The sequence below is a fragment of the Bacillus sp. DNRA2 genome (assembly GCF_012843265.1).
Taxonomy (GTDB): Bacteria; Bacillota; Bacilli; order Bacillales; family Cytobacillaceae; genus Bacillus_BU.
Window position 1 is genome coordinate 15,374 of record NZ_JABAIT010000014.1, and the last position, 16,328, is coordinate 31,701.

Here is a 16,328-nt window from a genome sequence, read left to right on the forward strand (position 1 = left end):
TCAACGAATTTCTGGGAAAAATTCGGATTAAAGAACTTTATTGATGACCGTATTTCTTTTGCGGTGAAAAAATGGGAACCAATGCACCTCTTTGATGACCATATTTCTTTTGCGCTGAAAAAATGGGAACCAATGCACCTCTTTGGTGACCGTTTTTCTTTTGCGGTGAAAAAATGGGAACCAATGAACCTCTTTGATGACCATTTTTCTTTTGCGCTGAAAAAATGGGAACCAATGCACCTCTTTGATGACCATTTTTCTTTTGCGCTGAAAAAATGGGAATCAATGCACCTCTTTGATGACCATTTTTCTTTTGCGCTGAAAAAATGGGAACCAATGAACCTCTTTGATGACCATTTTCCTTTCGGGTTGAAAAAATGGGAACCAATGAACCTCTTTGATGACCATTTTTCTTTTGCGCTGAAAAAATGGGAATCAATGCACCTCTTTGATGACCATTTTCCTTTTGCTCGGAAAAAACGGGAATCAAAGTATCTCCGTTTTAAAAAGCGAAACGTAAACTCGCCACATAATCGTAGCGAGTTTACGTCTCCATATCATTAGTTTTACTCCTCGCTCACCCCATACCCTTCTGGTGCAGGAATACCATGTTCCGCAGATCGACTAACCTCTTCCCACTCTTTCCACGTGGAAATCCGTTTTTCTGTATTTTCCAATGCGATATCATAAACAAAGCTTCCTAAAATTAATCTGAGTGGCGGATTCTCACAATTCACTAGTTTCATTAGAGCTTCAGCTGCTAGCAACGGATCACTATCAACTGATTCCGTTGGACTTTGTTTAGCAAGCTCCTCACGTAACGAATCATACTCGTTTTTTTGTTTGGCAAAACCCATTTTCAAATATAAATTCGTCCAGTAGCCGCCAGGCTCTACAATCGACACTTTCACACCAAAATGAGCAGCTTCTTGTGCTAATGCCTCGCTAAATCCTTCTAATGCAAACTTGCTTGCGCTGTAGACACCCGACATCGGACCAGAAATTAACCCACCAATACTTGAGATTTGGATAATATGACCGAAACCTTGTGCCCGGAAGAATGGCATTACTGCTTGAGCCACCCAAACAGCACCAAAGAAATTCGTTTCCATTTGAAACCTAACTTCATCCTCACTAAACTCCCCAATCATTCCCATGACCATATTGCCAGCATTGTTGATAACAATATCAATTTTCCCAAAATGCTTGAATGCTAATTCCACTGTGTTAAAAACAGCCTGCCGATCAGTAACATCCAACTTCAAAGGTAGTAACATGCCTTCAAATTGACCTGTTAAATCATTCAATTTTTCTATATTTCTAGCAACACCAATAACCTTGTCACCAGACTCTAATGCCTTTTTCGCAAATTCATATCCCAGTCCGCTGCTTGCACCTGTAATAAACCAAACCCGTGAATTTTTGGTAGTCATAAAGCAATCTCCTCCATCATGGAATTTTTCAGCTACTTTTAAACCAAATAAAGAGCACAGGCAATCTGCCCATGCTCTAGTTGTTTATAAAGTGGATGGATTTATCTTTATTTTAAAAATAACTATAATCTCTTGTTGTACCCCGTTCAACGCATATTTCAATGGAAATCTACCTATTTTAAAAGAAAAAAAGGTGTAGATTTTACCATAAACAAACGCAAAATATAGGTTTCCTATTAGATGACAGATTAATCCTATTACTCTGAGCATAAGCAGAGCCTTTGAACGTATGAAATTAACGGTTCAAAGCTAGGATATCAATCATTAGGAAGCCTCCATTCCTCAAGATAATTCAAGTATAGCAAACTGCCTAGACTTGTCAATTTGGAGTAATAATGGTCAAACTGTAATTAAAAAATCGCATTTCTATGTACAGTTTGCTCAATTACTCTCTCGGTTCCTAAATGGTAAATATTCTAAAAATCTTTTTGACGCAAGCGAAAGTGATTTCTGTTCTCTCATTGCCACACCAATATTCCTATAGGCAGGAACTTCAAGCTCTTTTGCTAAAATTTTATGAGGAATACGCTGTAATATTAATTCTGGTAAAATACTGATTCCCAGACCGTTTTCCACCATCGACATAATCGCGTAGTCATCCCAGGTTGTAAAATTCACTTGCGGTGAAATAGCCTGCCTTTCGAAAATTTCTGAGATTTCTGCTTTTGCCCCCTTCTCCAACAGCATAAACGGACTGTCCAATAAGCCGCTAATGGGAAATTTTTCGCAATTGGCAAGCGGATGATTTTCTGGAATCACTACTAGCAATCGGTCTTGTTCCAAAAAGATTGTTTCAAGCTCCGTTTTTAACGGCAGCCGCAAAAAACCAAAATCAACACGCCCATTTAGTATCCAGCTCTCTATTTCCATATAATCACCAAGCAGAAATTCAAAATCTATCTTTGGGTAATCCTTCTTAAAAATTTTAATTATATTAGGGAGCCAATGAGATGCCACGCTAGAAAATGTCCCAATCCGAATCATCCCAGATTCCATATTATTTAATTCTTCGATCTGCTTCATTAAGATTTCATACTCATTGCAAATTCGCTTTAATTGGGGCAGTAACTTTAAACCATCCGAGGTTAAATTGATCCCGGTCCGTCCTCTTTCAAAAAGGAAAATCCCCCATTCCTTTTCTAAATCGTTAATCATCCGGCTAATCCCAGACTGTGAGTAGTCCAATATTTCGGCAGCTTTTGTAAAACTACCTAATTCTACGGCTTTGACAAATGCCATATATTTTTGGATATTCATACTCTGTCTTTTCACCTCATCTGTTTTTGTCATGCATTTCATGATAAACATTCGTTTTTGTAATGCTTGTGAGAATGATATATTAATACTACTAATTAATCAAGTGAGAAAAGGAAATGAGGTTTAACGATGTTTTTGGTAAGTGATAGGCTGGAAACAGGGCCAGACAATTGCAGGTCTCATCTACAAAATAATCGAAATGAAAAAGCCGATGAAATATAAAATTCAGTTTATTTTATCCATGATGATTTTCGGTACGATTGGTTTAGTTGTTCGAAATATTGATCTATCATCGAGCGAAAGAGCTTTACTTAGTAGTTTGATCGGATGCTTATTTTTATTTTTCATATCTGTCACGATAAAGAAAAAAATCGCTTGGAATTCAGTTAAATCAAATGCGTTGTGTTTAATTCTTTCAGGTATTGCACTGGGAGGAAATTGGATATTTCTTTATCAATCGTATGAACATACAACAATTGCTAACGCGACGCTGGGTTATTACTTTGCACCTGTGTTTGTCATGATTCTTTCTCCCGTTGTACTTCGGGAACAATTGTCATTTAAGAAAATGGTGTGTATTGGTGTGGCAATCATCGGGATGTTAATGATTCTAGGAGAGGGCGTAAGTGCGTCCGATTCAGGTGATCTACTTGGACTTTCCTTCGGACTAATCGCAGCTGCCTTTTATGCTGCTTTGTTACTTTTAAATAAGTTTATTAAAAATATAGGAAAGTTAGAGCTGACCATCATCCAGCTTGGAATAACTACTTTACTATTAATACCCTATGTCTTTTTGACATCAGGCTTTGATATCTTTGAAGGAACTCGATCCTCCATTCCTTTTATTTTAATACTTGGAATCATCAATACAGGAATTGGATTTTGGTTATTTTTCTCAGGAATGGAGGGATTATCAGGACAGAGTATCGCAATGCTAAGTTATGTGGATCCATTTGTAGCTATAATGATTTCTGCCCTTATCCTGCAAGAACAAATGACTTTGGTCCAAACGCTTGGTGGTGTATTTTTGTTAGGCTCGACATTTGTAAGTGAAATTAGATTACTCAACTCTTCGATACAATTTATCTCAAAAACACCCGTTGAAAAAAGTTAAAAACAGTGAGGCCCTAGAGTCCCACTGTTTTTATTTTGGTTTGATTTTGAATTATTGAAGATACTCTTTTTTTGCGGACATTTGGTTCGTTATTTTCACAAAAAGTATGGTATTGGCTGGTAAAGTGGACAACAGATACGTTATTTGATCACCAATAGACTTTTTTCAATCATTTTTATCTAAATTTGGTCTCCTATGTCCGCAAGAGGTTGGAAAAGGAGTTTTCCATCAAAATAAGGGCCTCGCTGTCCGGTAGAAACCAGGGCAATGACTTTTGTAAGAGAGAGCTCAAGCGGAAGTTATACGATAAGCAATGCAACACCAGCTACCAATAAAGTAATCGCAACTGCAATTGTGATTTTTTGTTGAGTTTTATTCATTTTGTGATACCAATACATAAACATACACCTTCACTTCCTTTCGTTAGTCAAAGTCACTATCTTCAAAGATAAATAGTTCTTCGATACTAACATGAAATAGATGAGCGATTTTCACTGCGAGCTTTAATGAGGGGTTATATTCTCCTTTTTCCAAAAAGCTGATTGTTTCTCTTCTCACTCCGACTGCTTTTGCAAGTTCCAATTGGGTCATATTGTGTTTGGCTCTGTATTCCTTGATCTTCGTCTTCATTTATTCAAGACCTCGCCGATTCTTTGTTAAAAGCCAAGATACCAACAATGACAAAGCCATTCCTAATAACCCCAAAATGAGAATGTCGTCACGATCGAAGTATTTTTGGAAAGCGAGTAAAGCAATCCATATATACAAGGAGTAAAAGTATGCCCTACCAGCAGAATAGTATTTTACCTTTTTGGATCGTTCGTCATCGAAGGGTAAACCAAGTTTGAATTCCGGGAATAATCTTTTCATGATCATTGAAATATAACCCACAAAGCTTATTAAACCGATCAACAATAAAATTGCTGAAAAATAATCAATAGACTCAATTAATGTAAATATTTGAAAAAGCATACCTAACACGATACTTATTGAAATAAACCCTAATAAGATAAACTTAATTTTCAAGGTAAACCTCCTTTTGTTAGAAATATATAACCTTATGTTATAAATATATAACACCAGTTATTGTAATTCAATAGACTTTCAAACATTTCCAAAGCAAGAGTGCCAATTAAATTGAATCCAATAAAAAAAGCCCCCTTTTTCAATATGACAACTGAAAAAATGGGCTCTGACCACTTCGTAATAGGTCCGATTGCTGAATTATCGGACTGTAAATGAAAAAAATTTATTCTATAACAAAAATATAGCAAGCATCGCCATTTAATAATTATTTTCGTAAAATCTTTTCCATCGCTTTTCCCTTTGCTAGCTCATCAATCAGCTTATCCAAATAGCGAATTTCTTGCATGATTGGTTCTTCAATCTCTTCCACCCGGTAACCACAGATCACACCTTTGATGAGAGCTCTTGAAGGATTTGGTTGCGGGGCTTCTGTAAAAAAGGTCTCAAAATCTGTCTGATTTTCCAAGACAGTTTCTAACTCTTCCTGACGATAACCAGTCAACCAACGAATGATTTCATCGACTTCTGCCTTTGTTCGTCCTTTTTTCTCTGCCTTAGTAACATAATGGGGATAAACACTTGCAACACTCATTGTATAAATCCGATGTTTGGTCATGATACATCCACCTTCACAAGTTTTTATGTAATTATTCAACAATGCTATGCTGGCCAATCCTTTAAAAATAAAGATGCGACCTACCTACGCCTATATTCGGATTGTAATACGCGGGTTATTTCTTTTCAACAAATAACCAAACAAATGTTGCCATGAACCTAAAAAACTGATCAGCAGTCACAGTTTCCAAATAGATCTTCATAGTTATTTTATAAACATGATGTAAGTGTAATGCGAATACGATAACAATGGAGAAGTATGAAACTCAAGGTTGGAATGGAGGATTGTATGATACAAATATCAGGGGTTCCGTTTCATCTAGATGAGAAGTGGCAGCTTGGGAAAATTGAAAAAGCGATTATTCGCAATATGCAGCAAGCATCTGTAGACTATTCTTATCATTCCATCGGTGAATTATTGTTTGAATTAAACGTCCGAAAAAACATCATAAATAGTGCAAAAGAGATGGATAAAAGTAAAGCTGTATTTAGAAGCTTTAAAAGGGCACGCTGTAATCCAAAATACTGGCAACTAACAGCTGCTGGAGGGTTCCTGTTAAAACCTGGAGTAAAACCTTCTGTTGCGATTCTAGACATTTTCCGGAACGGTCCACTATATGCATTTGAATGTGCAACCGCTTCGATTATCATTTATTACCACACCGTTCTATATACAATCGGCAGCGATTTATTTAATTCTCTGTTTCAAAATCTTTATCTATATAGCTGGCATACTGATTCTGACTTGCGAATCTATACTTTTTATACAAATCATTTTATTCCTGGTGACATTGTTTTCTTTAATAATCCTGACTTCCACCCAAATGGACCCTGGTTTAATGGTCTAAGTGCTGTTCTTCTTCCTGATGGGAAATATTTTGGTCATGGATTTTCAATCAGAACCGCTGATGAAATTATTGAACTGCTAAATACAAAGCGAAAACCCGACGCTAAACAATCCGCATATTTAACGAACTTAGTGACAAGGCCATCTTTTACCCATATAGCCAGATTGGCAAGTCAAGGAAGTGGAAGTGCTTATCGAGCAAATAATAATCAACACACAATTGTGCACCATGACAAAAGCTCCATTTCATATGCACAATATCTTTATTTATCAGAGTGAGCGACAAGAGGTTAACGATAAATTATTTTATTCCTTAAAAAGAATGTCCAGCATTGAAGCAAACTTATGACATTAACCCATTTTGTGTTAGACGGGCTCCATTTTCGCCTTTGAGAGTATTCTATAGTGATAGAGATACTAACACGAAGGGGAAATAAAAAATGTATGCTAACGTAAACGCACCTCCAAATATGATGCCAAATGTGATGCCGAACGTGATGCCGAACGTGATGCCGAACGTCGCTCCAATGCCAAATGTAGCTCCAATGCCAACTGTTGCACCTATGCCTACTTGCACAGCACCTGCTTATGATTTTTGCACTCCAGCCTATGCATATTGTCCACCTAATCGTTGCAATAATTTTGTCCTAATTGTTGTATTGTTTATCCTCCTAATCATCGTAGGCGCATGCGGCTTTACCTTTTATAAAGTTTAAAAAAAGTGCCAACAAAAGCAACAAAAGTGCCAGGCACCACCCGATTTTTCTTGTTTCACACGTTACTGTGAAACAAGATTTTTCGGGCGGTGCCTGGCACTTCGATTATTTGGCACTTCGATTATTTTTGACCTTCGCCCATTGTTCGACCTTATTTTCTTTGTTCAAATAAAGAAGGTATTCCACATTGCTTTCCTTACCGTCTCCCAGTGGTTTCACTCGATACGTCCTTGTTGCTGCCCACCATGCATCGTGTGACTGTCTATCTACCACAGTAATATCAAAACCCAACTTCTCTTCAATTTGTTGAACTTCCTTGTATCTGTCCACAGACTGCCATATGAATAATCCGACCACCACTAGAAGTACGATTCCTATGCCGACAAACTTGAACCATTTTGAATTATTCCTTCTAATTTCCGCCACTTTATCCACCTCTTTTTACTGCTTATTACCCTACCGTTATAATCTTACTAATTCTTCTAAACCCCCAATTTTTCACAGCATGTTAAATTTTAATATTAAACGGAATTCTAATAGGCTTTGGGTTAAAAACTGGCCAAATCATACCATTAACAACATTCTTGCATGGTGAAAAAAGCTGGAAAGTTCAAATCACTCTTCAACATCATGTTCTTCATAACGTTTTTTCCTTAGAAAATAGACCACTGTAAATGAAAATAAAAAGCATCCAAACATTACACCCCCGATGATAACGGCATCACGAGCGGTTCCGTCAGGTGTTAGAATCGTAATTACACTAAAAATAACTCCTACAACCAATGAAATAAGTAGATTTATATAATACGGTCCTTGCTTTTTATTACTTTGAGTATCATATTCATCAACTGATATTCTTAAATTCAGATATCCCATAACAACGAAAGTTCCTATAAAAACTAACCATAATGGATTATCGGTAAATCGTGAAATTCCATTACTTATTCCATCGTAAAGTAAAATTCCTAAAATGGATATTGTTTGAAAAATAAAGGCGACACGGATATTTTTTAAATTTTGAATGGCTAAACGTTCATCTCTAATAATCTTCATAGTTTCTCCTCCTTATCGATCCAAAATAATTCATCTAATGATTTTTTAAGTACATAACAAATCTCCAGGCATAAATTTAATGTTGGATTATATTTTCCTTTTTCAATTAAACTGATGGTTTGACGTGTAACACCAGTTCGCCCGGCCAACTCTTGTTGCGTTAAGTCCCTTTGGATACGGGCAATTTTCACATTATTTTTCACCTGTTCGATCACCTTCCCGACAACAATGTAATATATATATTACTTATTCAATATATATATTACATTAACTTTACATAAAATGTAAATTTATTTTTCGAAAAATTCTTATAATCACTTTATATCTCCTACTATAAAAGAAACCCCCATTTCCATGGAGGTTTTTATAAAACATCACTTATTTATTATTACCGAGTTCTTCCGCCAAACCGATTAGAAGTCCTTCAACCCCGCGAATGTAGCAGAGCCGATATGAGTTCTCATACTGAACCACTTCGCCAACGAGCTGGGCACCAAACTTAGTAAGTCTAGAGACCATTTCGTCAATGTCGTTAACGGTGAACATGACGCGTAGATAACCGAGGGCGTTCACAGGAGCATTACGGTGATCTGATATAGTAGATGGTGTGAGGAATTTTGAAAGTTCAAGTCGGCTGTGGCCATCTGGGGTAACCATCATCGCAATCTCTACGCACTGAGAACCTAGTCCGGTTACGCGACCAGCCCACTCACCTTCGACAGTTGCTCGCCCTTCGAGAGTCAAGCCAATCTCCTCAAAGAAAGAGATTGCGTTATCAAGGGATTCAACAACAATGCCGACATTATCCATTCTTAGTAATTTGTTTTCTGCCATAGTTTTATCTCCTTATGTGTATAAAAATAATGATCTGATTCTCATTAACAATGTGAATAAATAGTTTTATAAAATCAATACCGTAGTTGCTATTTTATAAAACAAAACTTCGACTTCCCTACAAAATATTCCTGCCCTAGGCTCCATTAAGGACCAGAATGTGAGCGTTGATTTCATTTCAGTTGAAAAATAAACGGAAAAATTCCGGTTAAATTGGGAAATACCTATATTTCCATTAAAATAAACGGAGCTTTTCCGTTTATCATTTCATCTAAATCATCAAATTTTGGCGTATTTGGAGCAGTTAAACGGAATTTCTCCGTTTAAATCCACTTCTATAGCATTCCAAATCTACATTAGACGGAAATTCTCCGCTTATGGATTCTCATAACTCCACAAAAATCGATACGGAATAGGAGGAAATCCACAATCCAAAGAATTAGCATTTAAAGCACAATCGCAAGAATATTACCCCAAGCTATCTGGTCTAAAATTCAATAACTTTAGCAACTTAGCTGTGTCACCTTCGAATGTAAAGATATGCATTCTGTTTTCATCATCAAATACCATTAAATAAGGATTTTCTTGACCTGAAAATATGATCGTTACTTCGTCCACAAGATCGTTAAACCACTTATTTTTCACCATGACAGGCCGATCTATAGGAATTCTTATCATAAATCCTTCATTTGGAATTGGGTTGTATTTGACATATACCCCAGTTATACCTTCAAGGAATTCTTTTACCTCTTCTTGTATTTCAGGTTTGGATTGAACATTCCTAATTACTTTTCCCTTACTTATATCAAAAATTTCAATTTGCCGATTAGTTTGAGCAGAAGCAATGGTGCAAATTAATTGAAATACAATGATGATTCCGATTACCTTTTTAAACAACTCATTCACCTCAAAGCTATTATTCCCCCAAAAAGTGCCAGGCACCACCCGATTTTTCTTGTTTCACGGATAATTTATGTGAAACAAGATTTTTCGGGCGGTACCTGGCACCGCATGCACCGCATTTTACTTTCTGAAGTAAAATGCACCATTTTCGAATTTTGTGAAATGAACGGTGTCGCCAATTTGTACTGGTTCGGCCATTCGGGCGGTTACTTTTAGGGCTGCATCATTAAGTTGAATGATCGCCACGGTATAAGGACTTTCTTGGGCAAATTCTGCCGGCGGGACGTAAATGGTTGTGACTGAATAGACGATTCCCTCACCGGAAATTTCCCGCTCCCGAACTTCTTGATTTTCAAACTCCCCTGTAAAGGGTCTTATTAGATAGTTTTTATTTTTATACTCATAAATCATCATCGTCCTCACACCCTTTCTAATACATGGACAACAGAGTAGGCTCCAGTCCCACCTAGATTTTGTGCCATTCCGATACGCGCCCGCTCTACCTGATTACATGCTTGTCCTCTTAATTGCAGAACAATTTGGATAAACTGTGCCACTCCTGTTGCCCCAATTGGATGACCTCTTGATAACAGTCCTCCACTTGTATTGATTGGTGTCTTCCCATTTAATCCAGCATGTCCCTCCTGAATGAATCTCCATCCTTCGAGTCGATTGGAAAAGCCTAAACCTTCGATAGCCAGCAGTTCTGTAATAGAGAAGCAATCATGAACTTCAACCACATCGATATCCGACGGCCCCAAACTAGCTTGTTCGTACGCGAGCTTTCCTGATTCAATAATCGCTGGAATTTGGAGAATCGAATCCAAGTCTTGAATATTTGTTGGCCCAGACACTTGAACAGATGCGCGAATTTTAATTCCACTCGGATTTTTACTTAATACGACGCTCGCTGCTCCATCGGTGATTGGCGAACAATCAAACAAGCCAAGTGGGTCGGTAATTTGTTTCGCTTGCATCACTTCTTCTAATGTTGCCGGCTTTTGGAATTGAGCCATTGGATTGTTGACAGCATAGGAACGATTTTGTAAAACAACATTGGCTAAATGCTCCTTCGTCGCTCCACTTTCATACATATATCGATTAGCTAGTAATCCAAAGAATCCAGGGAAAGTTAACCCGGCATTTTTTTCACTTGAGCCATTATCCATTGCAGCATTGATTGCTTGTGTCACTACTTCAGTGGAAGCATGCTTCATTTTTTCTCCACCAACCACAAGCACGTTTTCATAAGCACCACTTAAAATACCAATGACCGCTTGGCGAATCGCGATGCCTCCAGATGCACAAGCACCTTCTACTTTTAATGATGGAATATACCCAAGTCCTAAATCATTCACAAGCATCGAGCCTAGAATTTCTTGATTCGTAATCGCCCCGCCCATAAAATTCCCAACAATCACAGCATCAATTTTTGGATTTCCCGCGTCATTCAAAGCATCCTTTGCTGCACGCAGCATCAGCTCTTTTAATGAATACTCATTGTGTTTACCAAAAGGTGTTATGCCCACACCACTTACAAATATATCCACCTCTAACATCCCCCTATATCCCGTATAAGCCCCACCATCGACATAAACGCTTGAAAGGCTTTCAATCTATCAATTTTTAAAAAATAAAACCTACATCTGCTTCATTTTTGGAAAATTGTCCTCATTGACGATTTGATCATTGTATTGCGTCACCTTGCGTGTATCTGGTGAGAAAATCGCCAAAACAAGCGAAATAACTAGTCCAAAAGCCATAAATCCACCGAATAAATATGGTGATGCCCCGTAAACTGCACCCATTTCTGTCCATAACATCGGTCCAAATCCTACGATTGCAGCTGCGACCTGATATCCTAATCCAAGTCCTGTATAACGCACATTTGCTGGGAATAACTCCGAGAAAAATGTCCCTTGTGTTGAGAAAATCGCTGCCCAGATCACGCCTAATAATAAAGCCTGCATAATCGTAAACATAGTTGCGCTTTGTTGAATCAATGAAAAATACGGAACCGCTAACAATAGCAACGCTACAACCCCACTGATATAAATCGTTTTACGGCCGATGAAGTCTGATATATATCCAATCAACGGAATCGTTAGAATCATAGTGGCACAGCTAATCGTCAAAGCTGTTAAAGCAACATCACGGCTATATCCTAAATAAGTTGTTGCATAAACTAAGATAAATGACATCAGGAATACATTGAAAAAGCCGTCACCAAGTTTTAAACCAATTAAACGAAAAATATCTTTTTTGTTATACTTTAACGCATCAATAATCGGTACTTTTGCAAGCTCACCTTGTTCCTTTTTCTGCTTGAACTCTGGTGTCTCTTCAATACCGCTTCGAATCCAAATAGCCAATACAATTAAGACGGCACTGAACAGAAACGGTAATCTCCAGCCCCAAGCCATAAATTGTGCTTCAGTCGTTAACGAGTTAATCATCGTAAAACTAAATGTCCCAAGTACTAAGCCAATCGGCACCCCTAATTGCGGAATCGAACCAAAGAAACCACGTACCCCTTTCGTTGCGGATTCAGTTGCGAGAAGTACCGCGCCTCCCCATTCACCACCAAGGGCAACACCTTGAAACAAACGTAAGACAACCAATGCGATCGGTGCGACTAAACCAACTTGAGCATAGGTTGGAAGTAATCCAATCAAGAACGAGCTTCCACCCATCCCAATCAACGTCAGCATGAGTGAGGCCTTTCTGCCGATGCGGTCTCCCATATGTCCAAAAATAATACTGCCTAGAGGTCTTGCTGCGTAACCTGCTCCGAAAGTAGCAAATGCGATTAGAATTGAAATAGAGGGATCCTTTGTTGGAAAGAATAACGTAGAAAATACAAGACCTGTTGCGGTTCCATATAGATAGAAGTCATACCATTCAATAACGGAACCGGCTAGACTGGCTAATAGTATTCTAAAATTTTTCATCTAATTCCCTTCTTTCTTAAATGGATATTAACTTTCGCAAGATATGTTTCTGGATTTTACCAACAGGAGTACGAGGGAAATCATCAACAAATTCAATGAACTCTGGCACTTTAAATTTCGCCAGTTTTTCGCGGCAATGTTCAATGAGCTCTGCCTCCGTGACAGTTACATCTTTATTTAAAATGACATATGCCTTAATAGCTTCATCACGCATCTCATCTGGAATACCAATGACAGCTGCTTCGTAAACCGCTTCATGCTCGACTAATGCACTTTCGACTTCGTTGGCTGCAACATTTTCACCTGAGCGCTTAATCATATCCTTCATCCTGTCAACAAAGTAGAAGTAGCCATCTTTTCCGATATAAGCATTGTCACCTGTTAATAACCACTCTCCGTTGAAGGTTTGCCTTGTCGCTTCTTCATTTTTAAAATAACCCTTCATTACCGTTCGGCCGCGGACACCTTTGACAGCAATTTGGCCAACCTCTCCCTCAGGTACCTCATTTCCGTCTTCATCGATCAATTTCACTTCATAGCCAATACTTGGTCTTCCGATACTCATATTTTTCCGAATATCGTTGATTGGATTGATTAACGGAACGCCAATCGTCTCCGTCATCCCATACATTTGCAGGAGCTTCACTGAGAATTTTTCTTCAAATTTAGCTATTTGGTGTTCTGCTATCGACTGTGCAAATAAGATTAATCGGATAGAATTATCCTGGTCATTCATGTCATATTCTTTTGCTAAAATCATTCTAATAGGAGCAGCGAATAGTGAACCGACCGTTCCACCAAGAGCCTTTGCTTGTTTAAAATAACGAGAAGCACTAAATTTCTCTGTTAGCGCAATACTTGCACCAACAACCAGAGCAGACATTGTTGAATAATACTGGGCATTCCCGTGGAATAACGGTAAAACGATGAATGGTCGGTCGTTTTCATTTAGATTAATAGATTTGGAGAGTAGTTCACCGGCATAAATATAATTAGCATTGGTCACTTGGACGCCTTTTGGTTTGGAAGTTGTTCCTGAAGTATATAGCATCGCGACTACATCCTCTGACTTAACCTCTGGGAAGACTTTTGAATCATTAATGGACTCTTTTAATAAATCATTGAAATTTAGAATCCCTTCGATCTCTTGCTCACAGCGAGTAAGAATCATATGTTGAATCGTTGGTAATTCACTCCATATCTGAGTAAACTTATCTAAATACTCAATTTCAGTCATTAAAACAACGGCCTCAGAATGATTAATAATGTAATTCATCTCTTCAGCTGGGGATAAAATATTGGTTGGGACCATAATGGCGCCAATATTCGCTAATGCAAACCAAGTCGTTAAAAATTCGATATTGTTTGGTAAATGCAGGACAACATGATCCCCTTGTTGAATCCCCAGTTTCAAAAAAGCATGACTTAAATTGTTTACTTCCTGTTGAAATTGTTTGTATGTTTTTTGATACTGGCATTCATTCGCATCTTCAAACTGGATAAACACTTTATCCTCGTGCTGCTTGACCTTATCCGCTAATAATGACCGCAACGTTCTTTTCCCTAATATATCCATCTGAAACTCTCCTTTCTGTTAGCGTTTACATTTTCATAGACTATAGTCTATTAATAAGATAATATAGTTTTATTTTAATTGTCAATGATATTTTCAGATTATTTTGTAAATTCAGAAATGCAGTTGGGTATCTTTGGTGTATTATGGTAATATAGATGTGAAGAATAATGAGTAGGTGTTCGGTTATGAAGAAGAAAACGCGAGAACAGCAAGCAGAAGAAACGAGACAAAGAATCTATCAAACAGCATTAAGATTATTTGAAACTAAAGGGTTTAACCAAGTAAGCGTGGATGAAATTGTTCGGAAAAGTAAAAGCTCAAAAGGTGCGTTCTATGGCCATTTCGCTTCAAAATATGATATTTTTATCGAGAAATTTAAAGAAATAGATTTATTTTATGAAAATTTTGTTCAAAACTTACCTAGCCATCTGCCTTTTGAAGAAAAAGTGATTGCCCTTTTCGATGCGCAGATGACTTTTTTACAAAATGAATTGGGCGAGGATTTGATGCGGAGTGTCTATACGAGTGGATTAATCAAAAATGAAGCTAATTTTTTCGCCAATACAGACAGAAGCTTATATAAAATCTTAAAACAGTTTGTGAATGAAGCCATTGATCATGGTGAACTGCCAAATTCAATCGAAATAGATAAAACAAGCCTGTTCATTTCAAGATGTATGCGCGGTACCCTCTACGATTGGCTTTCCTTTGGTGACACCTTCAATCTAAACGACGAAGCCAAAACATTTATAGCTATCTTTCTAAAAGGTTTAATGAAATAAGTGAAATAAGTGCCAGGCACCACCCGATTTTTCTTGTTTCACGGATAATTTCTGTGAAACAAGATTTTTCGGGCGGTGCCTGGTACCGTATTGGCGGCACCTGTGCTATCCGCCTACAATGGTGCCGCCATTGACATGAATGGTCTGACCGCTGACATAGCTTGAATCATCCGAGGCCAAATAAACATAGGCAGGTGCCAGCTCATATGTTTGGCCCGCCCTTCCCATTGGTGTATCCGAGCCAAAAGTGGCGACCTGGTCGGCTGTAAATGTCGAAGGAATCAGTGGAGTCCAAATCGGCCCCGGTGCTACCGCATTCACCCGAATCCCTTGGGCAGCAAGTGACAATGCCAGCGAACGAGTAAACGACACGATAGCCCCCTTTGTTGCCGAATAATCAATGAGCTGTTCATGACCATGATAGGCTGTAATCGACGCTGTATTGATGATTGATGCTCCCTTTTTCAAATAAGGTAAAGCCATTTTCACCATGTAAAAATAAGAAAAAATATTCGTCCTAAATGTTTTCTCCAGCTGTGCCGAAGTGATATTTAACAGGCTCGGTTGCGGATGCTGTTCAGCCGCATTATTCACCAGAATATCCAGACCCCCGAACTCTGCCAGGATGTTATCAATCGTACTTTTACAAAACTCTTCATTGCCAATATCGCCGGCATATAAGAGACATTTGCGCCCTTCCGCTTCAATTAGCTGTTTCGTTTCACCGGCATCATCATGTTCATCCAAATAAACAATGGCAACATCTGCCCCTTCTTTAGCAAAATGAAGTGAAACAGCCTTCCCAATTCCGCTGTCTCCACCGGTAATAATCGCCCTTTTACCAGCCAGCTTTCCATTAGCCTTGTATGCAGGGCTGATTGCTGTTGGACGGGGATTCATTGCCGTTTCAACCCCAGGCTGCTTGTCTTGATGCTGAGGTGGAAAAGTTGGTTTCTTTTGGCTTTGATTACTACTCATCAAAATACCTCCAATTGATCAATTCACTTGTTAGTTTTTGGAGTATGAGTGGAAATTATTAGGGACAAAAAATTCTCCTATTTTCTCAAAAACTCTGACTTCGCAATTTTTCACTACAAATATAGTAATATTATATTCTGAAATTATTTTTCTTATGTTAGAATAGTATTAATATTAAAAATA

General features: G+C 38.0%; 19 protein-coding genes and 1 pseudogene. 4 read left to right on the plus strand and 16 right to left on the minus strand.

Features of this window, described 5'->3' with window-relative positions; genetic code table 11:
* Window positions 1-37: 37 nt before the first annotated feature.
* The 3 genes from HHO41_RS12890 to HHO41_RS12900 form a co-directional block, all read right to left on the minus strand.
* Entirely contained in the window at window positions 38-490 is a 453-nt protein-coding gene (locus tag HHO41_RS12890; protein ID WP_169099254.1) for a hypothetical protein, read from the minus strand.
* Window positions 491-566: 76 nt separating this feature from the next.
* Complete coding sequence (locus HHO41_RS12895; protein ID WP_169099256.1) at window positions 567-1,433, minus strand: SDR family oxidoreductase; 867 nt, start codon at window positions 1,431-1,433, stop codon at window positions 567-569.
* 441 nt (window positions 1,434-1,874) lie between these two features.
* Window positions 1,875-2,750 carry a LysR family transcriptional regulator gene (locus HHO41_RS12900; protein WP_169099421.1) on the minus strand — a complete coding sequence of 292 codons (876 nt, stop codon included), beginning with the start codon at window positions 2,748-2,750 and terminating at the stop codon, window positions 1,875-1,877.
* A gap of 211 nt (window positions 2,751-2,961) precedes the next feature.
* On the opposite strand from HHO41_RS12900, the gene HHO41_RS12905 reads away from it, so the two are divergent.
* Complete coding sequence (locus HHO41_RS12905) at window positions 2,962-3,864, plus strand: DMT family transporter (RefSeq protein ID WP_169099258.1); 903 nt, start codon at window positions 2,962-2,964, stop codon at window positions 3,862-3,864.
* A gap of 423 nt (window positions 3,865-4,287) precedes the next feature.
* Here HHO41_RS12905 and HHO41_RS12910 read toward each other — a convergent pair whose 3' ends face one another.
* From HHO41_RS12910 to HHO41_RS12920, 3 genes are all read right to left on the minus strand, one after another.
* Window positions 4,288-4,494: a helix-turn-helix transcriptional regulator gene (locus HHO41_RS12910; RefSeq protein ID WP_169099260.1), complete on the minus strand. Its 207-nt coding sequence runs from the start codon at window positions 4,492-4,494 to the stop codon at window positions 4,288-4,290.
* Window positions 4,495-4,890 (minus strand): hypothetical protein, encoded by a 396-nt coding sequence (locus tag HHO41_RS12915; RefSeq protein WP_169099262.1) that lies wholly within the window; start codon window positions 4,888-4,890, stop codon window positions 4,495-4,497.
* Window positions 4,891-5,155: 265 nt separating this feature from the next.
* A complete protein-coding gene (locus HHO41_RS12920; RefSeq protein ID WP_169099264.1) occupies window positions 5,156-5,506 on the minus strand; it encodes a DUF2200 domain-containing protein in 351 nt (116 codons plus the stop codon).
* 288 nt (window positions 5,507-5,794) lie between these two features.
* Between HHO41_RS12920 and HHO41_RS12925 the strand changes: the two genes are divergently transcribed.
* Together HHO41_RS12925 and HHO41_RS22810 are read left to right on the plus strand one after the other, a co-directional pair.
* Window positions 5,795-6,631 carry a protein-glutamine gamma-glutamyltransferase gene (locus HHO41_RS12925; protein WP_169099266.1) on the plus strand — a complete coding sequence of 279 codons (837 nt, stop codon included), beginning with the start codon at window positions 5,795-5,797 and terminating at the stop codon, window positions 6,629-6,631.
* 356 nt (window positions 6,632-6,987) lie between these two features.
* Window positions 6,988-7,068 (plus strand): annotated as a pseudogene (locus HHO41_RS22810) (YjcZ family sporulation protein); the annotation flags it as partial.
* Window positions 7,069-7,173: 105 nt separating this feature from the next.
* Here HHO41_RS22810 and HHO41_RS12935 read toward each other — a convergent pair.
* From HHO41_RS12935 to HHO41_RS12975, 9 genes are all read right to left on the minus strand, one after another.
* Window positions 7,174-7,494: a hypothetical protein gene (locus HHO41_RS12935; RefSeq protein ID WP_169099268.1), complete on the minus strand. Its 321-nt coding sequence runs from the start codon at window positions 7,492-7,494 to the stop codon at window positions 7,174-7,176.
* 189 nt (window positions 7,495-7,683) lie between these two features.
* The gene (locus HHO41_RS12940) at window positions 7,684-8,121 is read right to left on the minus strand and encodes a branched-chain amino acid ABC transporter substrate-binding protein (protein ID WP_169099270.1); all 438 of its coding nucleotides are present in this window, start codon (window positions 8,119-8,121) and stop codon (window positions 7,684-7,686) included.
* Window positions 8,118-8,324: a helix-turn-helix domain-containing protein gene (locus tag HHO41_RS12945; RefSeq protein WP_169099272.1), complete on the minus strand. Its 207-nt coding sequence runs from the start codon at window positions 8,322-8,324 to the stop codon at window positions 8,118-8,120. Before HHO41_RS12945 ends, HHO41_RS12940 begins: the two co-directional genes overlap by 4 nt.
* A gap of 175 nt (window positions 8,325-8,499) precedes the next feature.
* Entirely contained in the window at window positions 8,500-8,955 is a 456-nt protein-coding gene (locus tag HHO41_RS12950; protein ID WP_169099274.1) for a VOC family protein, read from the minus strand.
* 468 nt (window positions 8,956-9,423) lie between these two features.
* On the minus strand, window positions 9,424-9,852 hold the full coding sequence (locus HHO41_RS12955; RefSeq protein WP_169099276.1) for a hypothetical protein: 429 nt from the start codon (window positions 9,850-9,852) through the stop codon (window positions 9,424-9,426).
* A gap of 126 nt (window positions 9,853-9,978) precedes the next feature.
* Window positions 9,979-10,272 (minus strand): Zn-ribbon domain-containing OB-fold protein, encoded by a 294-nt coding sequence (locus HHO41_RS12960; RefSeq protein ID WP_169099278.1) that lies wholly within the window; start codon window positions 10,270-10,272, stop codon window positions 9,979-9,981.
* A 5-nt stretch (window positions 10,273-10,277) separates the two neighbouring features.
* Window positions 10,278-11,417, minus strand: a complete 1,140-nt coding sequence (locus tag HHO41_RS12965; protein ID WP_169099280.1) for a thiolase C-terminal domain-containing protein — start codon at window positions 11,415-11,417, stop codon at window positions 10,278-10,280.
* A gap of 81 nt (window positions 11,418-11,498) precedes the next feature.
* A complete protein-coding gene (locus HHO41_RS12970; RefSeq protein WP_169099282.1) occupies window positions 11,499-12,809 on the minus strand; it encodes an MFS transporter in 1,311 nt (436 codons plus the stop codon).
* 16 nt (window positions 12,810-12,825) lie between these two features.
* A complete protein-coding gene (locus tag HHO41_RS12975) occupies window positions 12,826-14,385 on the minus strand; it encodes an AMP-binding protein (RefSeq protein WP_169099284.1) in 1,560 nt (519 codons plus the stop codon).
* Window positions 14,386-14,570: 185 nt separating this feature from the next.
* Here HHO41_RS12975 and HHO41_RS12980 point away from each other — a divergent pair, with 185 nt between their 5' ends.
* Window positions 14,571-15,167 (plus strand): TetR/AcrR family transcriptional regulator, encoded by a 597-nt coding sequence (locus HHO41_RS12980; protein ID WP_169099286.1) that lies wholly within the window; start codon window positions 14,571-14,573, stop codon window positions 15,165-15,167.
* A gap of 105 nt (window positions 15,168-15,272) precedes the next feature.
* Here the strand turns inward: HHO41_RS12980 and HHO41_RS12985 are convergent, their stop codons facing one another.
* Window positions 15,273-16,145, minus strand: a complete 873-nt coding sequence (locus tag HHO41_RS12985) for an SDR family oxidoreductase (protein WP_169099288.1) — start codon at window positions 16,143-16,145, stop codon at window positions 15,273-15,275.
* Window positions 16,146-16,328: the final 183 nt, after the last annotated feature.